This window comes from Arthrobacter sp. NPDC092385 (assembly GCF_044755105.1).
GTDB lineage: Bacteria > Actinomycetota > Actinomycetes > Actinomycetales > Micrococcaceae > Arthrobacter_D.
This window is the reverse complement of the sequence record NZ_JBIVQL010000003.1, coordinates 86,058-108,788: the sequence shown is the minus strand read 5'-3', so window position 1 is coordinate 108,788 and position 22,731 is coordinate 86,058. Positions and strand designations below refer to the sequence as shown.

22 protein-coding genes are annotated in these 22,731 nt (G+C 69.9%); 7 read left to right on the top strand and 15 right to left on the bottom strand.

What is annotated here, in order from left to right:
• Positions 1–22: 22 nt before the first annotated feature.
• From ACIQCY_RS05555 to ACIQCY_RS05520, 8 genes are all read right to left on the bottom strand, one after another.
• Positions 23–877 carry an alpha/beta fold hydrolase gene (locus ACIQCY_RS05555; protein ID WP_400482894.1) on the bottom strand — a complete coding sequence of 285 codons (855 nt, stop codon included), beginning with the start codon at positions 875–877 and terminating at the stop codon, positions 23–25.
• Positions 878–918: 41 nt separating this feature from the next.
• Positions 919–2,415: an ABC transporter ATP-binding protein gene (locus tag ACIQCY_RS05550; RefSeq protein ID WP_400482893.1), complete on the bottom strand. Its 1,497-nt coding sequence runs from the start codon at positions 2,413–2,415 to the stop codon at positions 919–921.
• On the bottom strand, positions 2,412–3,164 hold the full coding sequence (locus ACIQCY_RS05545) for an energy-coupling factor transporter transmembrane component T (protein WP_400482892.1): 753 nt from the start codon (positions 3,162–3,164) through the stop codon (positions 2,412–2,414). Before ACIQCY_RS05545 ends, ACIQCY_RS05550 begins: the two co-directional genes overlap by 4 nt.
• Before the next feature lie 3 nt (positions 3,165–3,167).
• Complete coding sequence (locus ACIQCY_RS05540; protein ID WP_400482891.1) at positions 3,168–4,013, bottom strand: ECF transporter S component; 846 nt, start codon at positions 4,011–4,013, stop codon at positions 3,168–3,170.
• 117 nt (positions 4,014–4,130) lie between these two features.
• Entirely contained in the window at positions 4,131–5,165 is a 1,035-nt protein-coding gene (locus ACIQCY_RS05535; RefSeq protein WP_400482890.1) for a nucleoside hydrolase, read from the bottom strand.
• A gap of 2 nt (positions 5,166–5,167) precedes the next feature.
• On the bottom strand, positions 5,168–5,833 hold the full coding sequence (locus ACIQCY_RS05530) for a GntR family transcriptional regulator (protein WP_400482889.1): 666 nt from the start codon (positions 5,831–5,833) through the stop codon (positions 5,168–5,170).
• 98 nt (positions 5,834–5,931) lie between these two features.
• On the bottom strand, positions 5,932–8,775 hold the full coding sequence (locus ACIQCY_RS05525; RefSeq protein ID WP_400482888.1) for an aconitate hydratase: 2,844 nt from the start codon (positions 8,773–8,775) through the stop codon (positions 5,932–5,934).
• Positions 8,776–8,897: 122 nt separating this feature from the next.
• Complete coding sequence (locus tag ACIQCY_RS05520) at positions 8,898–9,161, bottom strand: YegP family protein (protein WP_400482887.1); 264 nt, start codon at positions 9,159–9,161, stop codon at positions 8,898–8,900.
• Positions 9,162–9,381: 220 nt separating this feature from the next.
• Here ACIQCY_RS05520 and ACIQCY_RS05515 point away from each other — a divergent pair, with 220 nt between their 5' ends.
• Positions 9,382–9,795: a hypothetical protein gene (locus tag ACIQCY_RS05515; protein ID WP_400482886.1), complete on the top strand. Its 414-nt coding sequence runs from the start codon at positions 9,382–9,384 to the stop codon at positions 9,793–9,795.
• A gap of 157 nt (positions 9,796–9,952) precedes the next feature.
• Here ACIQCY_RS05515 and ACIQCY_RS05510 read toward each other — a convergent pair whose 3' ends face one another.
• A complete protein-coding gene (locus ACIQCY_RS05510; protein WP_400482885.1) occupies positions 9,953–10,786 on the bottom strand; it encodes an SDR family NAD(P)-dependent oxidoreductase in 834 nt (277 codons plus the stop codon).
• Between the two features lie 266 nt (positions 10,787–11,052).
• Here ACIQCY_RS05510 and fdhA point away from each other — a divergent pair, with 266 nt between their 5' ends.
• The gene (gene fdhA, locus ACIQCY_RS05505; protein WP_400482884.1) at positions 11,053–12,270 is read left to right on the top strand and encodes a formaldehyde dehydrogenase, glutathione-independent; all 1,218 of its coding nucleotides are present in this window, start codon (positions 11,053–11,055) and stop codon (positions 12,268–12,270) included.
• Positions 12,271–12,776: 506 nt separating this feature from the next.
• Complete coding sequence (locus tag ACIQCY_RS05500; RefSeq protein WP_400482883.1) at positions 12,777–13,460, top strand: transglycosylase family protein; 684 nt, start codon at positions 12,777–12,779, stop codon at positions 13,458–13,460.
• 115 nt (positions 13,461–13,575) lie between these two features.
• On the opposite strand, the gene ACIQCY_RS05495 is transcribed toward ACIQCY_RS05500, so the two are convergent.
• Positions 13,576–14,250 (bottom strand): hypothetical protein, encoded by a 675-nt coding sequence (locus ACIQCY_RS05495; RefSeq protein WP_400482882.1) that lies wholly within the window; start codon positions 14,248–14,250, stop codon positions 13,576–13,578.
• Positions 14,251–14,378: 128 nt separating this feature from the next.
• The gene (locus ACIQCY_RS05490) at positions 14,379–15,326 is read right to left on the bottom strand and encodes an SDR family oxidoreductase (RefSeq protein ID WP_400482881.1); all 948 of its coding nucleotides are present in this window, start codon (positions 15,324–15,326) and stop codon (positions 14,379–14,381) included.
• Between the two features lie 35 nt (positions 15,327–15,361).
• Between ACIQCY_RS05490 and ACIQCY_RS05485 the strand changes: the two genes are divergently transcribed.
• Genes ACIQCY_RS05485 through ACIQCY_RS05475 form a run of 3 tightly spaced genes read left to right on the top strand, consistent with a single transcriptional unit; the run spans position 15,362 to position 18,460 of the window.
• Positions 15,362–16,603, top strand: coding sequence for a type III polyketide synthase (locus ACIQCY_RS05485; protein ID WP_400482880.1), 1,242 nt, complete (start codon positions 15,362–15,364; stop codon positions 16,601–16,603).
• Positions 16,600–17,331 (top strand): class I SAM-dependent methyltransferase, encoded by a 732-nt coding sequence (locus tag ACIQCY_RS05480; RefSeq protein ID WP_400482879.1) that lies wholly within the window; start codon positions 16,600–16,602, stop codon positions 17,329–17,331. The genes ACIQCY_RS05485 and ACIQCY_RS05480 overlap by 4 nt, the downstream gene beginning before the upstream one ends.
• Positions 17,324–18,460 (top strand): FAD-dependent oxidoreductase, encoded by a 1,137-nt coding sequence (locus ACIQCY_RS05475; RefSeq protein WP_400482878.1) that lies wholly within the window; start codon positions 17,324–17,326, stop codon positions 18,458–18,460. Before ACIQCY_RS05480 ends, ACIQCY_RS05475 begins: the two co-directional genes overlap by 8 nt.
• Before the next feature lie 98 nt (positions 18,461–18,558).
• Here the strand turns inward: ACIQCY_RS05475 and ACIQCY_RS05470 are convergent, their stop codons facing one another.
• On the bottom strand, positions 18,559–19,098 hold the full coding sequence (locus ACIQCY_RS05470) for a hypothetical protein (protein WP_400482877.1): 540 nt from the start codon (positions 19,096–19,098) through the stop codon (positions 18,559–18,561).
• A 136-nt stretch (positions 19,099–19,234) separates the two neighbouring features.
• Here ACIQCY_RS05470 and ACIQCY_RS05465 point away from each other — a divergent pair, with 136 nt between their 5' ends.
• Entirely contained in the window at positions 19,235–19,579 is a 345-nt protein-coding gene (locus ACIQCY_RS05465) for a DUF3140 domain-containing protein (RefSeq protein ID WP_400482876.1), read from the top strand.
• Positions 19,580–19,641: 62 nt separating this feature from the next.
• On the opposite strand, the gene ACIQCY_RS05460 is transcribed toward ACIQCY_RS05465, so the two are convergent.
• The 3 genes from ACIQCY_RS05460 to speB form a co-directional block, all read right to left on the bottom strand.
• Positions 19,642–19,845 carry a DUF2945 domain-containing protein gene (locus ACIQCY_RS05460; protein WP_400482875.1) on the bottom strand — a complete coding sequence of 68 codons (204 nt, stop codon included), beginning with the start codon at positions 19,843–19,845 and terminating at the stop codon, positions 19,642–19,644.
• Between the two features lie 63 nt (positions 19,846–19,908).
• Complete coding sequence (locus tag ACIQCY_RS05455; RefSeq protein WP_400482874.1) at positions 19,909–21,600, bottom strand: thiamine pyrophosphate-binding protein; 1,692 nt, start codon at positions 21,598–21,600, stop codon at positions 19,909–19,911.
• On the bottom strand, positions 21,601–22,599 hold the full coding sequence (speB, locus tag ACIQCY_RS05450) for an agmatinase (RefSeq protein ID WP_400483062.1): 999 nt from the start codon (positions 22,597–22,599) through the stop codon (positions 21,601–21,603). It lies immediately after the preceding gene.
• Positions 22,600–22,731 lie beyond the last annotated feature (132 nt).

Here is a 22,731-nt window from a genome sequence, read left to right as displayed (position 1 = left end):
AGGCCCCGGAGATCCTCCACCGTCAGTCGTCGTCGCGCAGCGCAGGGTCGAGCAGTCCGGCGAACGCGCGGGGCCGCGCGGCGATCCACCAGTGGCCGCCGGGCACGCTCGTCACGGTCAGGTCCGCCACCCACTCCTCCAGTCCGTCGACGAGGTGCGGCGAGAGGAACGGATCCTTCAGCGGCACGATCACGTGCACGGGGATCGTGACGGGCCGGCGACGCGGCGGCGCCACGTCCCTCGACATGTTGGTGCGGTAGAGGGCCAGGCCGCGGATGGGATCGGAGCCCACATTGCGCCGGGCGGCGAACTCGTAGCGGCGGGTGAGCACGTACTTCCACAGCAGCTCGGGCAGGCCCGGCAGCTGGAAGGCCCCGACGTACCAGCTGCGCAGGAGCTGGCCGACGCCCTGGGGCAGCAGCCGTGCACTCCGGAACCGGGTCCGCAGCCACCGCGAGAAGTGGCGCAGGTCCGGTCCGGAGATGCTGGTGTACGCGAGGACCAGCCCGTCGGCCCGTTCGTCCTGCACGACCGCCCAGCCCTGGATGGAGCCCCAGTCATGGCCCACGAGGATCACGCCGCCCGGAGCATCGATGGCCGAGAGGACCGCGAAGACGTCGTCGACGAGCTCCGCGAGCGTGAACCCGGCGCCATCGAGGGGCCGCGAGCGGCCGGCGTTCCGGGAATCGAACGCGACGAGATGGTGCGTCGGCGCGAGCTCACGGAGGACCGGGTGGAACACCCGGTGGTCGTCCGGGTAGCCGTGCAGGAACACCATCGTCGGCGCATCGGGCCGGGGCTCGAGCCCGTACTCGAACACGGCGAGCTCAGCGCCCTCCGAGCGGATTGTCCGATGCCTCTCCCGCAACACGTCCATGCCCACCACCCTAGGTGCTGGGGCCTGCCCGCGGGGCCGGATCAGTCGCCCGATGCCGGGCCGTCGGCGTGGACCGTGCCGGCCTCCAGCCACACGGTCCTGTGGGCCACGGTGTCGGCGAAGGCGGCGTCGTGCGTCGCCAGAACCACCACTCCCCCTGCCCGTGCGTGTCCTGTGACCAGCCGGGCGAGCGCCGTGCGTGCGGACTCGTCGAGGCCGGCCGTCGGTTCGTCGAGCGCCCAGATCCGGGATCCCGTGGCGAGGATCGAAGCGAGCGCGACCAGGCGCCGCTGCACGAAGCCCACCTCGTACGGATGCATCTGCTCCAGCTCGCCGAGTCCCACGCTTCCGAGCGTGTCGGAGGCCCGCCGCGCGGCGTCGCCCCTGCGCAGTCCGGCGGCGAGCGGACCGTAGGACACCTCGCGGAGGACCGTGCGTTCGAAGAGCTGCTGGTCCGTGTCCTGGAACAGGTACCCGACGGTCGCGGCGAGGGAACCCGTCGGCCGGCGCAGGATCGGCTCGCCGGCAACGGTGACGTGACCGCTGTCCGCACGGTACAGCCCGTTGAGGTGCTGCAGCAGGGTGGACTTGCCCGATCCGTTCGCTCCGCGCAGCGCGACGATCTCGCCGGCGCGGACGGACAGGTCGACACCCGTAAGTGCGGCCGGGACTCCCGTCGCGCCGACGGTCCGGGGGAAGCTGAAGCCGACCCCCTGCAGCGTGATGAGCTCGGCGGCCGCCGGGTCCACCGGTGCCCTGCCGGGGGCGGCGAGACGGGGAGGCTCGCCCGCGGTGCCGATGCCGTACGGTCGGAGCCCTGCCTCCCGCGCCTCGTCGAGCGGACCGGCGAACACGGGCCGACCGTCGGCGAGCGCCAGGACCCGGGTGCCCGGCGGTGCGGTGCGCGGCAGCATCGGTTCGCACACGACGACGCCGGTGCCGTCCCGCCGGAGTGCGTCCAGGGCTGCGGCGACGTCCTGCGCCGCGACCTCGTCGAGCCCCTGGAACGGCTCGTCGAGGACCAGGATGCGGGGCCGCTGGACCACGGCCGAGGCGATGATGGTGCGCTGCAGCTGGCCGCCGGACAGTCGCCGCGGATCGCGCCCGAGGAGGGCCGACAGCTTCAGCGCCGCGGCGACATCGCCGACGAGCCTCCGCAGCTCCGCCGTGGGTACGCCGCGGTTGGACGGACCGAAGGCGATCTCCTCCGCGACGGTGGCCGACATCATGGACAGCTGGCCCCACGCTCCCTGTGCGACGTACGCCACCTTCGCACTCCAGGCGGCCGGATCGATGCGCGGGTCCCCCGGTGCGCCGTCGAAGCGCAGGGTCTCGCCGTCGAGCGCGATCGTGCCCTGGAACGAGGACCCGGCGTCGGCCCCGGTCAGCCCGGCCAGCAGCCGGGCCAGGGTGGTCTTCCCGGATCCGGACGCCCCCGCGATGACCACGTACTCCCCCGGCTCCACCGTGAGGCTGACGCCGGCCAGGAGCGGCGCGCCGTCGTCGTAGGTGAAGGAACGGCTCTCGAGCCGCATCATGCGATCCCCGCCGCGAGCCAGGCGACCGAGAAGACACCGACGGCGGCGACCATGCCGCGGCGCACCAGCCGCTGCCCGGCGGAGTCCGTGTCGGGGAGGTAGCTCGTGCGCACGGCGGACGACGAGAAGCCGCGGGCCTCGAGCATCGAGTTCCGCTCCGACGCATCCACGAGCAGGCCGATGACCAGGGGCGTCACCACCGTGAGCAGGGCACGGAAGCGTGAGAGCGGACCGCGGCCGACGACGAGCCCGCGCGCCTGCTGGGCGCGTGTGATCTGCCGGGCGCGCAGCGCGACATGGGGAAGGAGGCCGACGGCGGAGCCCACGATGAAGACGAGCTTCCGGTTCCACCCGCGGTGCGTCATGGTGGCGAGCAGTTCCGGGATGTCCAGGGTCATGGCGGCGGTCAGCAGCACCCCGGTGAACACGGTCATGCGCAGGCCCATGAGCGCGGCGAAGGAGAGCCCCTCGGCCGTCACCCGGGCAACACCGAGATCGACCAGGACGGTGCTGCCCTCGGGGAAGAACAGCCCGTGGAGCAGGAGTGAGGAGAGAAGGAGCGGTCCCGCGACCAGCGCGATCGCGAGGCCGATCTGCCGGGGCCTGCCGGACACCAGCACCGCCGGGACCACCAGCAGGACCAGGACCGCGAGGGAGAACTCCCAGCGGTTCACCACGAGGACGAGCACCACCGCCAGGACGGCGGCCAGCAGCTCCGTGAAGGGATTGTAGATCCTGCGGCGGCGCATGGCTCAGGCGGCGCCGGCGCCCTGTCCGTGCGCGGGCTCGGCGGCACGCTCCCCGGTCCGCGTGCCGAGCACGCGGTGGTTCCGCGCGAACGGGAACTGGCGCACGGCACGCTGCGGCAGCGCGTACACGATCAGGGCGACGACGACGAAGACCACGATCTTGTCCAGCGAATCCGACAGCAGGCCCTGCTTGGTGGCGGCGACGAGCAGCTTGTCCCCCATGGACCGGAACACGGCGATGATCGCATTGGTGCCGAACGTCCCGGCCGCACCGAACATGAAGACCGCCACCGGCGCCGCGACGAGCCCGCCGATCGCGCCGACCACGAGGCCCGCGACGGGCGCGAGGTAGACGCGACGGAACGCACCGTACTTCGCCGCCATGCCCGCGAGCAGCCCGATCAGCGCGGCGCCGGCCGCGAAGGGCAGGGCGAACGGGTTGAAGAGACCCCAGATCGCGTTGCTGATGGCTCCCGTGGCGGCCCCGGCAGCGGGACCGGCCAGCACGGCGACGAGGACGGTCCCGATCGCATCGAGGTAGATCTGCATGCCGAGCGAGCCGGCGATCTGCCCGATCGCGATGTTCAGGGCGATGCCGATCGGCATGACCACGAGGGAGCTCGTGCTGAGCATCGGCAGTATCCCGCCGACGAGCAGCGCTCCGCCACCGAGGAACCCGAACAACGAGACGAGCGACGCCACGCTGCCCATCCCGCCGGCGATCTCGGCGGGCTGGACGATCACGAGGAACAGGTAGGTGGCGACGATCAAAGCTCCGCCGAGGGCCAGGAGCAGCCGCCGCGGACGCTCCACGGTGGACGTGGTGGCGAGGGTCAGGGATGAACTCACGATGTTCCTTGGGCGCGATGGACTGGGGAGGACGCACCTCATGTCACCTCGGCGCCGGCCGCGCGTCGACGCGGGCAGCTACCAGTGTACCGGGGCGGACACCACGGCGAGCAGGTCTCAGCCGTGCATCCTCGCGAGGTCCGACAGCCTGCGGACCATCAGGTCGAAGACCGCCGCCGGGTCATTGGCCGTGACGATCCGCGCGTTCGGCGCCCGCTTCCACATCCCGGAGAAGTCCGCGACCGTCTGCCCGAAGGTCAGGGGGGATTCCGTCTCGACGTCGACGGTCGCAAACCGCTCCTCGAAGCCTGCCTCGCCGGTCGCGACCATCGCGGCGAACAGGTCGTGGAGGTGCGCGATGTAGCCCTGGTCGTAGAGGCGGTGGAACTCCATGTAGAAGCGCAGGGCGTCCGACAGGCAGGCGACGACGGCGTTGCCGCTCGTGCTGCGCGTTCCCTCCGCCTCGTCCGGGTCCAGCCGCTCCGGCCCGGCGCCGGCGGCGCGGGAGACGGCGTTGACGTGCGCCGGCGTGCACTCGATCCGCTCCGTGGTCTCGAGCGCGCACACGATGGGCAGCTTCTCCACCGGCAGCCCCTCGTAGGCGGCATAGACCTCCTTGGCGGCGTGCGGGTCGACGTGGGTGTTCCACTCGGCCACCGGCGTCGTGTTCCCCGGGTGGTTGAACGCCCCACCCATGATGACGAGGCCCTTCAGGAGCATCGGCAGGTCCGGCTCGGCGCGGAGCGCCAGGGCGAGGTTGGTCAGCGGGCCCGTGACCACCGCGGTGATCTGACCGGGGTGGTCCCGGACCGCCTCGAGCCAGACGTCGACGGCGTGGCGGCCCGAGATGTGCCCGCGTGGAGGCGGCAGCACGGCGTACCCGATGCCCTGGTCCCCGTGGGTCTCCTCCGTCGTGACCAGGGGGATCTCGAGCGGTACCTCGCTGCCGATGGCCACCTCCACGCCGGCGTGGCCGCACAGCTCGAGCAGGGCGAGGTTGTTGACGGCGACCTGCCGGGCACCGACGTTCCCGGCGGTACAGGTGATGGCTTCCACGGAGGCGCCCGGCGTCGCGAGCAGGTACAGGAGGGCGACGGCGTCGTCGATGCCGGTGTCGACGTCGAGCAGGAGGCGCCGGCGGGGATCGGCCACGGTCAGTCCGCCGCGGTGGTGCGGAGCAGCTGCAGGCGCAGCGTTCGGGCGGTCTCCATGTGGGTGCGGGCGATCGAGCGCGCGTCGTCGCTGCGCCGCTCCGTGATGGCACTGATGAGCGCCTCGTGCTCCTGGAGCACTTCCTGCCACCGGTTCCCCACCGAGAGGGTGGAGCGCGGGGTGTGGATGAGGTGGGTCGAGAGCCGCTGCAGCAGGTCCATGAGGATGGGGTTGCGGGCGGCGGACCACAGCGAGGTGTGGAATTCGAGGTTGTTGGTGACCTTGGTGGTGTCATCGGGGTCGACGACGGCGCGGTCGCGTTCCAGGAGCGCCTCGAGCCGCATGATGTCGGCCGCTCCCCGGTTGAGTGCCGCCTGCCCGGCGGCTTCCTCCTCGAGCATGACGCGGAGGTCGTAGATCTGGATGACCTCCTGGGGATCGATCTGCGGGACCTGGAGTCCGCGGGCAGCCCGTTCGAGGAGGCGCTCGTGCTGCAGCCTGCTGAGCGCTTCGCGGACGGGGGTCCGCGATACGCCGAAGCGTTCCGAGATGACGACTTCCCGCAGTGCCGTTCCGGGCGGATGCACGCCGGCGAGGATCTCGCTGCGGAGCACGCGGAAGATGGCGTCGCCGTCCACGCGTGCCGACAGTTCTGTGGACTCGGCCATGGCACCCCCTCGGTGGTCTCGCGGATCGGTCGCAGGACGGGTGCCCTGCGTACGGTCCGGGCCGGGAGGTGGAACTCCCGGCCCGGACCGCGGGTGCGCTAGCTGGCGAGCTGGCGCAGCACGTACTGCAGGATGCCGCCGTTGCGGTAGTAGTCCGCTTCACCCGGCGTATCGATGCGCAGGACGGCGTCGAACTCGATCGCCGCACCGCCGTCCGCCGGGGTCGCGGTGACGTGCACGGTGCGCGGCGTGCGCCCCTCGTTGAGCTCGGTGACCCCGCTGACCGCGAAGGTCTCCGTGCCGGTGAGGCCCAGCGACTCGGCGTTCCGGCCTTCGGGGTACTGCAGCGGCAGGACGCCCATGCCGATCAGGTTCGAGCGGTGGATACGCTCGTAGCTCTCGGCGATGACGGCCTTGACGCCCAGCAGTGCGGTGCCCTTGGCGGCCCAGTCACGCGACGAGCCGGAGCCGTACTCCTTGCCGGCGAGGACCACCAGCGGCGTACCCGCCGCACGGTAGTTCTCGGCCGCGTCGTACACGGCGGCCTGGGGCGCATCCGGCTGGGAGAAGTCCTTCGTGAACCCGCCCTCGACGCCGTCGAGCAGCTGGTTCTTGATCCGGATGTTCGCGAACGTTCCGCGGATCATGACCTCGTGGTTGCCACGGCGCGAGCCGTACGAGTTGAAGTCCTTGCGCTGCACGCCCTTCTCGGTGAGGTAGCGGCCGGCCGGGGTGTCCGACTTGAACGATCCCGCGGGCGAGATGTGGTCCGTGGTGACCGAGTCGCCGAGCTTCAGCAGCACGCGGGCGCCGTCGATGTCCTCGACCGGGCTCGCTTCGCGCTGCATCCCCTCGAAGTACGGTGGCTTCCGCACGTACGTGGACTCGGGATCCCACGCGAACGTGGCGCCGTCGGGCGTGGGCAGGGACTGCCAGCGCTCGTCGCCCTCGAAGATCGTCCGGTAGCTCGACGTGAACATGTCCTCGTCGATGGAGCTGTCGATGACCTGCTGGACCTCGACCGGGTTGGGCCAGATGTCCTTCAGGAAGACGTCGTTGCCGGCTTCGTCCTGGCCGAGGGCCTCGTTGTCGAAGTCGAAGTCCATGGTCCCGGCGAGGGCGTAGGCGACCACCAGCGGCGGCGAGGCCAGGTAGTTCATCTTCACGTCCGGGTTGATACGGCCTTCGAAGTTGCGGTTACCGGACAGGACGGCGGTGACGGCGAGGTCGTTGTCCTGGATGGCCTGCGAGATCTCGTCCTCCAGCGGACCGGAGTTGCCGATGCACGTGGCGCAGCCGTAGCCGACCGTGAAGAAGCCGAGCTTCTCCAGGTACGGGATCAGGCCCGACTTCTCGTAGTAGTCCGTGACGACCTTGGAGCCCGGGGCCACGGAGGTCTTGACCCACGGCTTGGACACGAGGCCCTTCTCGACCGCGTTGCGCGCCAGCACGGCGGCGGCGAGCATGACGGACGGGTTGGACGTGTTGGTGCAGGAGGTGATCGACGCGATGCTGACGGCGCCGTGGTCCAGCTCGAACTCGCGGCCGTCCTTCATGGTCACGCTGACCTTCTTGGACGGACGCGTGGACTCGCCGGCTCCGGCGGGAACGGTCTCGCGGGGCTCGGAGTTCTCGTCCGTGACCGACGAGGTGGTGCCGGGCGTGAAGCTCGGCGAATCGGACGCGGGGAAGCTCTCCTGCGAGGACTCGTCCACGGTGCCGCCCGGCGCGAAGGAGAGTTCCGGGTCGTTGGAGTAGTTGCGCAGGTCCTCCCGGAACTGGCCCTTCGACTTGCTGAGCTCCACGCGGTCCTGCGGGCGCTTCGGCCCGGCGATCGACGGGACGACGGTCGAGAGGTCCAGTTCGAGGTACTCGGAGAAGCGGATCTCGCGCGACGGATCGTGCCACAGCCCCTGCTCCTTGGCGTAGGCCTCCACGAGGGCCACGTTCTCGGCGGGCCGGCCCGTGAGGCGCAGGTAGTCGAGCGTGACGTCGTCGATGGGGAACATCGCGGCGGTGGAGCCGAACTCGGGGCTCATGTTGCCGATGGTCGCTCGGTTGGCCAGCGGCACGGAGGCGACGCCCTCGCCGTAGAACTCGACGAACTTGCCGACGACGCCGTGCTTGCGCAGGATCTGCGTGATGGTCAGGACGACGTCGGTCGCCGTGGCGCCGGCGGGGATGTCGCCGGTCAGCTTGAAGCCGACGACGCGCGGGATGAGCATCGAGACGGGCTGGCCGAGCATCGCGGCCTCGGCCTCGATGCCGCCGACGCCCCAGCCGAGGACGCCCAGGCCGTTGACCATCGTGGTGTGCGAGTCGGTGCCGACGCAGGTGTCGGGGTAGGCGCGGAGGACGCCATCGACCTCGCGGGTCATGACCGTGCGGGCCAGGTACTCGAGGTTGACCTGGTGCACGATGCCCATGCCCGGCGGGACGACCTTGAAGTCGTCGAACGCGGTCTGGCCCCAGCGGAGGAACTGGTAGCGCTCCCCGTTGCGCTGGTACTCGATCTCCATGTTGCGCTCGAGGGCCCCGGCGTTGCCGAAGGCGTCGATCTGCACCGAGTGGTCGATGACCATCTCGGCGGGTGCGAGCGGGTTGACGCGCTTGGGGTCTCCGCCGAGGTCCGCGACAGCCTCACGCATCGTTGCGAGGTCGACGACGCAGGGAACGCCCGTGAAGTCCTGCATGATGACGCGTGCAGGGGTGAACTGGATCTCGGTGCTGGGCTCGGCTGCTGCGTCCCACTGCGCGAGGGCACGGACGTGGTCCGCCGTGATGTTCGCGCCGTCTTCGGTGCGCAGCAGGTTCTCGAGCAGGACCTTGAGGCTGAACGGGAGGTTCTCGGCGCCCTCGACCGCGCTTAGCCTGAAAATTTCGTATTCAGCGCCGGCGACATCGAGTACGCCCTTCGCGCCGAATGAGTCCGCGGTCGACATGACGTTGGCTCCCTTCAGAGAGATTGTGGAATAGCCCCATCCTATTCCACATCCTCCAGCACTGTATACAGTCGTACACCGTGTCGCCCTCGGCTTGTCACTCCCGATGGATCGGGGTGGCGTCAGGCGTCGTGGCGCACGGCGCCTTCCGACCCGGGGGCGCCCTGCAATCCGAAGAAGAGCTCGTCCTGATCCGGGGATTCGATCCGGCTGTGGTCCACCACGGGGCCGGTGCCGGCGATCTCACGGATGAGTTCGATCCCCGCAATGGCCTCTTCCTTCGAGGCGTAGAAGGTGGAGACCGCGACGAGCGTTCCATCCGGAGCGGTGAGTTTCACGCGGAAACCGTCGTCATGGGCGTCCACGAGCTTGAAGTAACCTGCCATCGTCCTACCTCCTTGTAAGGGGCATCTTCATCGATCTGTGGTGCCTTATCATAAGCATACTTACCGACCTGTTTTGCATCTCCCCGGATCCCGGATGAAGGCGCACTGGACAGCAGGGACACACCGCGGCAGATGAGTGGCCCGTCGCGTAGTGTTCCCGGTGCCACCGCCGTTTCGACCGACCGACGCCGGGACCCCGGCGCCGACCAGAAGGAGCACCATGACCGACTCGAGCAGCGCGGGCAATCCCGGCGGCGCAGGCCTTCCCGCCGAGCATCCCCTCGGCCCGGCCGTACCCATCCCGCCCCTGGAGAAGGAAGCCGGGAGAAGCGGCCAGGGCACCGGGAACGACGGCGACGCAGGGCCGACGCCCCGGGAGACCGCCACCGGATCCGGCGAGGGCAGGAACGGCCGCCCCGACGGGGACCGGCGCGAGGCCGTGCTCGATCCCTCGGCGGGATCGGCCACCCACGAGGCGGCGAGCATCCGGGACGAGCAGGGGACCCATACGGCGGGTACGGTGCCCGCCGCCTTCAACGGTGACGGCTCGCCGGCGGACCCGCACGAGGACCGACACCCCGAGGACGCCCTGGCCGAGCCCGACAGGTGGGACAGCGGCGGGGCGAAGGACTGACACCAGCAGCCATGCACCACCGTGCTGCGGATCGTGCTGCGGATCGTGCTGCGGATCGTGCTGCGGATCGTGCTGCGGATCGTGCTGCGGATCGTGCTGCGGATCGTGCTGCGGATCGTGCTGCGGCGCACGGCGGCGCGGTCACGTGGCCGCGCAGTCAGCGGCCCCGCTGCGCCAACCGTGCCACCACGGATGGCGGAGCAACCCGCGCGAGCGCCGTCAGGGCCTTGTAGCGCAGGCTGGGGATGGAGACGGCCTTGCCCGCTGCGGTGTCCCGCAGCGCTTCCCGGACCACCAGCCCGGCGTCGAGCCACATGGGCCCGGGCACGTCCGCCTTGCGGGCACCCATCCGCTGGTGGAACTCGGTGTGGACGAAGCCCGGACAGACCGCCGTCACCCGGATTCCTTCCGGTCCGTAGGTGATGTTCGCCCAGCGGCTGAAGCTGATCACGGCCGCCTTGGCCGCGCCGTACGTCCCCCTCGGCGTGAAGCCTGCGACACTCGCGACGTTGATGATCGTTCCGGTCCGGCGGGGCCGCATCGACTGGAGGGCGGCATGCGCCAGGGACAGGGGCACCTCGACGTGGATCCGCAGGTGGCGGATCTCGTCCTCGAGGGGATTGTCGGCGAACGGTTTCACCAGGCCGTAGCCGGCGTTGTTCACGAGCACCGTCACCGCCCTCGGTGCTGTCCGCTCCCCCGCCTCGGGTCCTGGCCCGGGTCCCGGCTCGGGTCCCGCCTCGGGTCCCGTCGGAGGGGCTTCCGCCCGCAGTCGCGTGAGGACGCGCTCCAGGCCGTCGTCGTCGAGCAGGTCCGCAGCGATCGTCTCGACCCCCACGCCCCACTGCCCGCGCAGGGCGGCCGCCGTCCCCTCGAGCGCATCGCCGTTCCGGGCCACCAGCACCAGGTCGCAGCCGCGGGCGGCGAACTGCCGCGCGAACTCGGCGCCGATGCCGGAGGTGGCCCCCGTGATGAGCACAGTCTGAGTCATGCGGCCACTGTCCCCCGCGCCGGCCGCCTGCGCAAGACGACCCGGGCAGGACGACCCGGGCAGGACGACCCGGGCAAGACGACCCGGGCAAGACGACCCGGGCAAGAAGCCCTGCGCAGGGCGGTCCTCCGACGATGCAACGTCGATGCGACCCCCGAGGTTGTACGGTCGGCGCTACCGGCACCCGGGCATTCATGCCCGTCGCACGCCGGATGCAGCGGCCGGGCACACCGGACGCACCAAGTGCAGGCACGAGAGGAAGTTCCATGAGCGGTAACAGAGCTGTTGCGTACAAGGGACCAGGGAAGGTCGAGGTCATCGACATCGACTATCCCACCTTCGAACTCAAGGACGGACCGGGGGTGAACCCGGCCAATATCGGCCGGAAACTCAATCACGGCGTGATCCTGAAGACGGTGACCACCAACATCTGCGGCTCGGACCAGCACATGGTCCGGGGCCGCACCACGGCGCCGTCCGACCTCGTACTGGGCCACGAGATCACCGGCGAGGTCGTGGAGGTGGGGCCGGACGTCGAGTTCATCAAGGTGGGCGACATCTGTTCGGTCCCCTTCAATATCTCGTGTGGACGATGCCGCAACTGCAAGGAACGCAAGACCGGCATCTGCCTCAACGTGAATCCCGCCCGCCCCGGGGCCGCCTACGGCTACGTCGACATGGGTGGCTGGGTCGGGGGGCAGGCGGAGTACGTCCTGGTCCCCTACGCGGACTGGAACCTCCTGAAGTTCCCGGACCGGGATCAGGCCCTCGAGAAGATCCTCGACCTGACAATGCTCTCGGACATCTTCCCCACCGGCTTCCATGGCGCCGTGACGTCCGGGGTAGGGGTCGGTTCGACGGTCTACATCGCCGGGGCCGGGCCGGTCGGCCTTGCCGCAGCCGTGTCGGCACAACTGCTGGGCGCCGCCGTCGTGATCGTGGGCGACCTCAACGAGGGCCGGCTGGCGCAGGCACGGAGCTTCGGGTGCGAGACGGTGGACGTGTCCAAGGGCGATCCCCGCGACCAGATCGAGCAACTGCTCGGTGTTCCCGAGGTCGACTGCGGCGTGGACGCGGTCGGATTCGAGGCACGCGGGCACGGGAAGGGCTCGTCCAGCGAAGCCCCCGCCACGGTCCTGAACTCGCTCATGGAGGTCACCGCGGCCGGTGGCGCCCTGGGCATCCCCGGGCTCTACGTCACGGGTGACCCGGGCGCCGTGGACGATGCGGCAAAGGTGGGTTCCCTGTCCATCAGCCTCGGCACGGGGTGGGCGAAGTCGCTGTCCTTCACCACGGGCCAGTGCCCGGTCATGAAGTACAACCGGGGGCTGATGATGGCGATCCTGCACGACAAGGTGTCGATCGCCAAGGCCGTGAACGCAAAAGCGATCGGGCTCGAGGAGGCGCCACGCGGCTACGAGGAATTCGACGCCGGAGCCGCAACGAAGTACGTGCTCGATCCGCACGGCTACGTGGCGGCCTGACCGGCGCGTCGCGCGGCAGAAGTCGCGCGGCAGGAGCGGGATGTCGGAGCGGAATGACGGCGCGGCAGGAACGCCGCGGCAGGAACGCCGCGGTGACGCGGCCGTCGAGGCGGTGGTGACGCCGTAGCGACGGAGCGGTGAGGGGCCCGGGCACGAGGTGTCCGGGCCTTTCCTGCGCCCGCTCGGACTGCGGGGCACTAGTGTGCCAGAGGATCCTCACGACAGCCACTTTTTCTTCCCTCAATTTTTACCAAAGTCAAGCACCGCGCCGTACCGGTTTGGCAACGAATGAGAAATGGCCTACGGTGGGGGGTAGTTCCCCGTCCGGGGAAGCGAAAAAGCTGCCGAAAATCGAGCAGCGATGTATGCCCGGCACCGCCCTCCACCGCTCGTTGCTCAACAGGCGGCTGCCGAACCATGACCTCTATACCGTCAAGGTGAGCAGCGGCGCGAAGAAGTCCGGGGACGGACCTAGTGCGGGTGGCCTTTCGGAGCATCGTAACCCCATGAATACACACAAATTCAGCACCAGCGCGCGTCGCGGACTTGCAGCAGTAGCACTCACCGGCCTCGGCCTGGGCGCAGCAGCCGGCGCAGCGAACGCCGCCCCGGCCAGCGACTGGGACGCACTGGCACAGTGCGAGAGCGGCGGAAACTGGGGCATCAGCACCGGCAACGGCTTCTCCGGTGGCCTGCAGTTCACCCCCTCGACCTGGGCAGCCTTCGGAGGCCAGGGAGCTCCCCAGAACGCCTCGCGCGAGCAGCAGATCGCCGTCGCCGAGAACGTCCTCGCCGGTCAGGGCTGGGGCGCATGGCCCGCCTGCTCCGCCAAGCTCGGCCTCGGCAGTGCAGCTGCTCCGGCTCCGGTCCAGTTCCAGCAGGCTCCGGTCCAGGCTCCCGTCCAGGTCCAGGCTCCCGTCCAGGTGCAGGCTCCCGTGCAGGTCCAGGCACCCGTCCAGGTCCAGGCTCCCGTGCAGGTCCAGGCTCCCGTGCAGGTCCAGGCACCGGTCGTTGCTCCGGTGGCCCTGAGCGGCGAGACCTACACCATCCAGTCGGGCGACACCCTCAGCTCCATCGCTGACAAGCTCGGCGTCAACGGCGGATGGCAGGCACTCTTCGCCGCCAATGCCGACACCGTCATCCACGCCGACCTGATCTTCACCGGTCACGTCCTGCAGCTCCCGGCCTAGTCCAGCAGGCCGCCGCCGGGCACGTCCGCACCGCGGTCGGTGCCCGGCACAGGTCGCACGAAGAAGCCCCCGTCTCCTCAGGAGCCGGGGGCTTCTTCGTCTGCGGGACGGAGCATCAGCTGCAGGAGGTGGCGTCGACGTCGATCTTCAGGTTGTGTGCCACCGAGTAGTCCCGCTCCTTGGAGGAGAAGGCCACGAGGATGTTGTCCGCGCTGCCGTGCGTGGCGCCCTCCGCGAGTTCGACGGTGACGATGATGTTGACGTGGGCATCAGGCTCGAACTGGTACCCGGCCGCCGGGACAGGGGGGCCGATGGGCTCCTGCGTGGCCGTCGGAGCAGGTGTGGGGGTGTGCGCCTCGTGGGCGCCAGTCTCGGCTCCCGGGTGGTGGTGCCCCTCGCGGTTGGCCGTCTGCACCATGGACGAGAGGATGTCCAGGCCCTGGGGATCGCCCAGGGCCATCTCGCCGAAGGTGAACGTCTCGAGGGTGGGGTTATGGAGCATCACGGTGTACCGCAGGCGGCTGTCGTCGGGCTGCACGCCGCAGAGCTCGGCACCGTCGGTGCCCACGTTGAGGGGGTCGTCGCCGAGCTCGTTCCCCACGGGCGCGGCGTCGCCGCCGTCGTCGGCCGTGCCCGGACCGGCAGCCTGTACCCCTGCCCCGGCCTCGGTGTTCACACCCAGCGGATTCTCCTCGGCCGTGCCACACCCCGCGAGCGCCAGGGCGGCGGTGACGGCGAGGGTGAGCAGGGCACGTCGATGCCCCGGTAACAGTGCAGTTCGAAGTTCCACGATCAACCCGTCCGTATGAGCCGGCCGCCGGACTGCGAACCTCCGGCGCTGGTAGCTGGGATTCGTCGCAGGAACGCACTCGGCTTGGTCCCGGCCCGGAGAGTGCCACACCCCGGGCCGGACCGGGGTCAGGCCAGGGGCTTGCCGCCGGTCACGCCCAGGATCTCACCCGAGACGTACCGTGCGTCGTTGGAGGCGAGGAAGACGTACGCCCCCGCCAGCTCGGCCGGCTGCCCCATCCGCCCCAGCGGGGTGCCTTCCCCGAAGGATTCCAGCTTCTCGCGCGTCGTCGTCGCGGGCTGCAGTGGCGTCCAGATGGGCCCGGGAGCCACGGCGTTCACGCGAATGCCGCGTTCCCCCAGCAGCTGGGCGAGGCTGAACGTGAGGTTGTTCAGCGCCGCCTTCGTGGCTGCGTAGTCCATGAGGCTCGTCGACGGGTGGTAGCCCTGCACGGAGGTGGTGTTGATGATCGAGGACCCGCCGGAGAGGTGCGGCAGGGCTGCCTGCGTGAGCCAGATGGTGCCGTACACGTTCGTCTCGAAGGTGCGCCGCAGCTGGTCCGCGTCGATGTCCGGTAGCCCGTTGGGCTGCGCGATGTGGAATCCGGCGTTGTTCACGAGGATGTCGATGCCGCCGAGGCCGTCCACCACCTGCTGGATCGCCGCGGATGCATAGGCCTCGTCCCGGAGGTCGCCGGGTACCGCCAGCGCCGTGCGCCCCTCGGCCCTTATCAGCTCGAGGCAGCTGGCGCCATCCTCCTCCTCCGCCGGCAGGTAGCCGATGGCGACATCGGCACCCTCGCGGGCGAATGCCAGGGCCACGGCGCGGCCGATCCCGGAGTCGCCGCCGGTGATGAAGGCGCGCCGGCCCGCCAGGCGCCCGTGCCCGGTGTAGCTGTCCTCGCCGTGGTCCGGGCGCGGATCCATGCGCTCGGTGAAGCCCGGATACTCCTGCAGTTCAGTGGACGCATCCACTGCGGGACCCCGCGGGTCCTCCTGGTCGAGGGTGCCTGACGGATCGTTGCCCATGGTGCTCCTGACGATGGTGGCCGGGGTGAACACTAAGCCTACTGTCATTGTGTTTGTCGCGTTAGTCCTCTAGTAATGGACATATGACAGTGATCCTGAGGTCCCTCGAAACAGCCGTACCCAGCACGATCATGGTGCAGCCCCAGGTCCGCGACGTCTTCGCAGCCCAGCCGGGCCTCACGCGGCTCGGACAGCGGCTGGTCGGGGCGGCCTTCGATTCCTCCGGGATCGAGACCCGCTACACGGTCCTCGAGGAACTCACGCTGGACCGCTCCTTCGACGATCCCCTCTTCTTCGACCAGAAGGACCTGAGGATCCTGTCCCCGAGCACGAAGGTCCGCAACGAGGTGTACGCGGAGGAAGGGACCAAGCTCTTCGTGGAGGCCGCGCGCAAGGCGCTGGACGCGGCGGCTGGCATCGAGCCGTCGGACATCACGCACGTCGTCACGGCCTCGTGCACCGGGTTCTTCGCGCCGGGCCCCGACTACAAGGTGGTGCGCGCCCTGGACCTCGCTCCCTCGGTGCAGCGCTACCACCTCGGTTTCATGGGCTGCTACGCGGCCTTCCCGGCCCTCCGGTCGGCCAAGGCGTTCTGCGACGCGGATCCGGACGCAGTGGTCCTGGTCATCGCCGCCGAACTGTGCTCGCTCCACGTGCGCTCCTCGAACAACCCCGACACCATCGTGGGGTCGTCGCTGTTCGCCGACGGCGCCGCGGCCGCCATCGTCTCCGCCCGGGACATCCCCCTGGCCGGTCCCGCCCTCAGCCTCGACCACTTCGAGACGGTCCTCACACCGGTGGGCGAGGAAGCCATGGCCTGGAACATCGGCGACGAGGGCTTCGAGATGGTCCTCGGCACGTACGTGCCCCACATCATCGACGACCACATCGTCGGCGCGCTCGAACCACTGCTCGCGCGTGACGCGTCGCTGAAGGGACTGGACTACGCCGGGATCGAGCACTGGGCCATCCACCCGGGCGGCCGGAGCATCCTGGACAAGGTGGAGGCCAAGCTCGGGCTGACGCCGGAACAGCTCGTGCCGGCCCGTGAGACCCTGCGCGACTACGGCAACATGAGCAGCGCCACCGTCCTGTTCGTGCTCAAGAACATCCTGGACCAGCCGGCATCCGAGGGGAACAACCGCATCTGCTCCATGGCCTTCGGTCCCGGGCTCACGGTCGAGACCGCACTCCTGACCAGGATCGGCGCCTCGGCGGCGCCCGGCGCTTCCTCGGCGTCGGACACGGAAGCGCTCCTCGAGAACGTCGACGGCGGCGCCGTCCCAGCGGACCTGGAGCCCATCCTCACCAAAGCGGGCGCATGAGCCGACGAGGGTTCCTCGCGCAGCGGGACCCGGACGCCATCGAGGAGATGGACCGGCCCGATTGCGACCCCGGGAAGCTCGAGCGCACCTACGCCCAGTTCGGCGTCGTCAACGCCGTCGTCTCGGGCTGGCGCCGCACCTACACCTCCCTGCTCCGTCCGGCTTTCTCGCCGGACCGCACCAACACCCTCCTCGATATCGGGTCGGGCGGAGGCGACGTGCCCCGCGTGCTCGCACGCTGGGCACGTCTGGACGGCTTCCCGCTGGAGGTGACGGCCATCGACCCCGACGAGCGGGCGCACGCCTTCGCGACGTCGCGACCGCCCCTCCCGGGGCTGTCCTTCCGCCGCGCCCTGAGCTCGGAACTCGTCGCCGAAGGTGCGGTGTTCGACGCCGTCGTCTCCAACCATGTCCTGCACCACCTGGGCCGTGACGAGTTCGCCGGCCTCCTCGACGACTCCGAGCGGCTGACCCGGTGCGTCGCGGTGCACAGCGATATCGCCCGGCACCCGCTCGCCTTCGCCCTGTTCTCGGCCGGCACGCTGCCGCTTCCCGGCTCCTACATCCGCCAGGACGGGCTGACCTCCATCCGCCGCAGCTACACGCCGGACGAGCTGCGCGGAGCGGTCTCCGATCGGCAGGGCTGGCGGGTGCGCACGGCGGTGCCCTTCATCAATCAGCTCGTGCTGGACCGCCGGATCCCCCGGGAGGAGGACGGAGGTGCATGACGTGGTCGTCGTCGGGGGCGGGCCGGTAGGCCTCTACACGGCACTGCTCCTGCGGGAGGCCGGGCTCGACGCCGTCGTGCTGGAACGCCGCCCGGAACGCAGTAGCCACTCGCGGGCGATCGGCATCCACCCGCCGGCGCTGCGCGCGCTGGAGGCCGGTGGCATCGCGTCCGAACTGCGCGCCCGCGGAGTGCTCATCCGGGAAGGCAGAGCGCGGAGTGCCGGGCGGCACGTGGGCACGGTGTCCTTCTCGAAGCTTCCCGGCGCCGAGAAGTACGTCCTCGCCGTACCGCAGGCCACCACCGAGGAGGTCCTCGAGCGCCGCCTCGGGGAGGGATTCCCCGGTACCCTGCGGCGCGGTGTCGCCGTCACCACGACGCGCGATTCCGGCGACCGCGTCCTGGTCGGAACAAGGACCCGGGACGGGGACGCCGTCGTCGAGGCGAGGCTCGTGGTCGCGGCCGACGGTGCCAGGAGTTCGGTGCGGGACGACGCCGGCATCCGCGCCCCCTCACACCGCTATCCGGACTGCTACGTGATGGGCGATTTCCGCGACACCACCGACGACGGCGACGACGCCGTCCTCTACCTCGAGGCCGGCGGCATCGTCGAGTCCTTCCCCCTTCCGGGGGGTATCCGCCGCTGGGTGGTCCGCGTCGGGTGCCCGCAGGAACGACCGACGGCGGAGGGCCTCACCCGGCTCATCCGCGAACGCACCGGGGTCGACGTGGATCCCCGCACCAGTTCGATGCTGAGCGCCTTCGAGGTCCAGTCCAGGCTCGCGGAACGCTTCGTCTCGGGCCGCACCGTGCTGGTCGGCGACGCCGCGCACGAGGTCTCCCCCATCGGCGGGCAGGGCATGAACCTGGGCTGGCTGGACGCCGAGCGGCTGGTCCCGATCATCGCGGCCTCGATCCGGGACGGGCAGGACGTCGCAGCGCGGCTCGATCTGTACGAGAAGGAACGCCGCTCGCAGGCAGCGCTCGCCCGGCGCAAGGCCTCCATCAACATGGCGCTGGGGCGACCGCTGCCGGCACCTCTCCTGCGCCCGCGCAACGCGGTGCTCGCGGCTCTCATCCGGAACGACGCCGTCCACCGGGGCGTAGCACGCGCCTTCACGATGCAGTGAACGCGTCAACGGAAGAACCCCCGCAGCGACCGCCGTCGACACCGGATGGCGTCGACGGGGGCACTGCGGGGGTTCTCCCGACCCGGGGGCTGAAAGGACTACTTCTTGAGCAGGCCCTTCTTGACGTTCTCGGGACGCTGCATCTCGCCCTGCTTCGCTCCCATCACCACGACGATGCCGCTGATGACCGGCAGCAGCCACTGCGTGGTCTTGAGCTGCGACTGGGCCTTGGCCAGCTCGTCGCTGGCGCCCGGACGGGGCTCGGTCGCACCCTCGCCACCCTGCTCCGCGAGCTCGCCGACCTTCTTGCCGAGCATTCCGGAATACAGCGAGAGTGCCATGCCCGCAACGGTGACGACGGACTTCCAGACGGTGTTCGAACCCACGGTGTCCTGGGCCGCGACACGGCCCTTGTTCCCGAGGATCAGGCCGATGCCGCCGACGGCGTGGACCGCGAACGCCGCGATCTGGACCGGGGTCCACTTCGCCCAGCCGAGGGCGGAGAGGCGCGTGCGCTCCTTGGGGTCCTTCGCCTTGCCGGTTGCACCATTGAGTCCAACAGCGCCCATCAAGGTGCCGCCGAACCATGCTGCGGCGCCGAGATCGTGGGCTGATCGTGCCAAAAGGTTTCCTGCCATGATGTAGAGCTCCTTAGACGTTGGTTCGACCTACCCTCTACGTTTATCAGTGTGCTTAGGATTAAGCTATTGCAAGTCTCGGAATCCGGGCAGGTGTGATCCTGCGGATGGAACTGCTATGGAAGGCCGGCAACGCATGGCGCAGAACCCGAACGATCTCGACGAGGTGTGGCCCCAGTGGAAGGAAGCCGTCAACATGAGCGCCTCCCAGCTCGAGGAATGGCTCGACACGGAGGAATCGCAGTCCGTCGGCCAGAAGGAGTCCGGCTCCGGTGAGTCCGTCGGCCACAGGTCGGGCAGGCGGATCATCGAGATCCTGGGCACGAAGCGCGACGACCTGAAGGACGACGACCTCGAGCACATGCACAAGGTGGTCGGCTATGTGCACCGCCACCTCGCCCAGGAACCGTCCAAGGAGGACATCGAGTCCTCGAAGTGGCGCTACTCGCTCATGAACTGGGGCCACGACCCCCTCAGGTAGCGGCCGGACCAGGGAAGGCGAAGGGCGCCCCGTCCACGGGGCGCCCTTCGCCTACGTCCTGCCTACTTCTTCGAGAGCGCGCTCTCCTTGTGCGCGGCCTTCTTGCCCGACTTCGCACTCTCGACGGTGTAGTAGGGCTCGTCCTTCGACGCGTTGAACTTCTGGTCGTCGAAGGTGAACTCCTTGTCGTGCTTCTCCACGACCTTGCCCTCGGTGGTGCCCTGCGACGTGTTCCAGGTGACCTCGTCGCCCTTGCTGAATGACATTGCGTTCCTTCCTCGAAGCGGTGGTGCTTCCGACACTCTCACCCCCGCGAGGAGAAAGGAAGGCTACTGATCGAGGTGGGTGGGTGCGAACAGCCGGATGAGCGCCTGCACCACGACGACGTTCGGGCCGTCCGCCGCGAGGCTCTCCCGGAGCGCCTGGCCGACGTCCTCGGGTGCGACGCGCCGGGCGGGCACGCCGAACGACTCGGCCAGCGCCACGAAGTCGGGCCGGGCGAGTTCGGTCGCCGTCGCCTTGCCGAAGGCGCCCTCCATGTACTCGCGGAGGATCCCGTAGCCGCCGTCGTCGACGATCAGCCAGGTGACGGGGATGTCGTGCTGCCGGGCCGTCGCGAGCTCCGCGATGGAGTACATCGCGGAGCCGTCGCCGGACACGGCGAGGACCCGTGCGGGCAGCCCCTTCGATTCGAGTCCCACGGCACCGCCGATGGCACCCGGGAATCCGAAGCCGAGGCCGCCGGCACCCTGGGCCGAGTGGAACTGGCCTTCGCGCGCGTCCCAGCAGCTCCAGGCCCAGTACGCCGAGATGGTCATGTCCCAGAACGTCTGCATCCCGGCCGGGACGGCGTCGCGGATGTCCTGCAGGAAGGTGCGCTCCCTGCCGAGGTCCTGGGCGTCGAGCCTTGCCCCGACCTTGGCGAGCGTCCCGGCGACGAGGGCTGCGGCGTCGTATCCGGGCTGGCGGTCCCGATCGAGGGGCTCCAGCGCCTCGTCGAGGGCCGCGAGGGCCTGCCCTGCGTCGGCGCGGATGCCGAGCGCGGGCCGGTTCGACTCGAGCACCCGCGGTTCCGCGTCGATCTGGATGATGCGCCCGCGCGGCTCCATGCTGAAGTAGTTGGAGGTGACCTCACCCAGCGAGGAGCCGACGACGAGGAGGACGTCGGCGTCCTCGAGCACCTCGGTCACGTGCCGGTCCTCCACCCACGACTGCAAAGAGAGTTCGTGCGTCCAGGGAAAGGCTCCGTTGCCGCCCGGCGAGCAGACCACGGGGGCCCCGAGCTTCTCCGCGATCGAGAGCAGCCACTTCTCCGCCCTGCCGCGCCGCGTGCCGCCGCCGGCGACGATCGCAGGCCGCTTCGAATCCTTCAGCCAGGCCACGGCCTCCCGTACCAGCTCGATCCGCGGCGGATTGTCGAAGGGCTCGGCGAGCGCGTCCTCCACCTTCGGGACCAGAACGGGGTCCAGCAGAACGTTCTGCGGCACCTCGACCCATACGGGCCCCTGCGGCGAGGAGACGGCTTCCGTCCACGCGTCCTGGATGGCGGAGGGGATGCCGGAGGCGTGCTGGATGAGGCGCTGGCTCTTCGTGACGTTCGCCGCCGACGCCTTCTGGTCATCGAGCTGGTGCAGCATGCCCTTGCGCCGCGCACCGAGCCCCTCGAGCGGGATCTGACTCGCGACCACCACCATCGGGACGCCGGTCGCGTACGCCTCCTGAAGTCCCGCGAGCGAGGTCAGCGCACCGGGCCCGGTGGAGAGGAACAGGACGCCGACGTCGCCGGTGGCCCGGGAGAAGCCGTCGGCGGCGAACGCCGAGTTGTTCTCCACCCGGGACGAGACGAAGCGCAGGTCGGAGCGGGAGAGGGCGTCGAAGAGGCCGAGCGCGTGCTGCCCGGGAATGCCGAACACCGTCGTCGCACCGAGGGCGGACAGCGTCTCGACGACGAGGTCACCGCCGTTGCGCTGGCCGGTGACGGGCGTGGGGGGCGCGGATGCGGCGCCGTCGGTGATGTCCATCTACTTGTCCTCGGGAGTCGTTGTGCCGGCGGGTGTGAGGGTGTCGGCCATCAGCGTCACGAGGTCGTAGGCGACGTGGGAGGCCGCGACGCCGGTGAGCTCGGCGTGGTCGTAGGCCGGGGCCACCTCGACGACGTCGGCGCCCACGAGGTCCAGCCCGCGGAGGCCGCGGAGGATCTCGAGCAGTTCGCGGCTCGTGATGCCGCCGGCCTCGGGGGTGCCCGTGCCGGGAGCGTGCGCCGGGTCGAGCACGTCGATGTCCACGGAGACGTAGAGGGGACGGTTTCCGATGCGGGTGCGCAGCTTGTCCACGATCTCGTCCACGCCCTGGCGGTAGACGTCGGAGGAGGTGACGATGCCGAAGCCGAAGCGGCGGTCGTCCTCGAGGTCCCGCACTCCGTACAGCGGCCCGCGCGTACCGACGTGCGAGATGGCCTCGGTGTCGAGGATGCCCTCCTCCACGGCCCGCCGGAAGGGGGTGCCGTGGGTGTACTCGGCGCCGAAATAGGTGTCCCACGTGTCCAGGTGCGCATCGAAGTGCAGCATGGCGACCGGGCTTCCCGCGCGTTGGGCAGCGGCCCGCAGGAGGGGCAGGGCGATGGTGTGGTCGCCGCCGAGGGTAACGAGCCGTGCGCCGTCGGCCGTGAGGTCGAGCGCATTCTGCTGCACGGTCTCGATGGCCTCGTGGATGTTGAACGGGTTGACGGCCATGTCTCCGGCGTCCGCCACCTGGACGCGCTCGAACGGCGAGACGTCGAGGGCGGGGTTGTACGGGCGCAGGAGGCGCGAGGCCTCGCGGATGTGGTTGCCGCCGAAACGCGCCCCCGGGCGGTAGGACACGCCCGAATCGAAGGGGACGCCGACGACGGCGATGTCCGCACGCTCCACCTGGTCCAGGCGCGGCAGGCGCGCGAAGGTGGCCGCCCCGGCGTAGCGGGGGATGCGGGAGGAATCGATGGGCCCGAGGTGGCCCCCTCCCGTGACGCGCAGTTCTTCCACAGCTTCCATCCCATCCGGGTACGCTTCGTCGCGAAGTTGCCCAATATGCATCAAAGGTTTTGCACAAGGCTATTGCTGCCCGTCGGCATGGTCAAGGATGGGCTGTGGACGCCCCCGAGGGCGACGCCCATC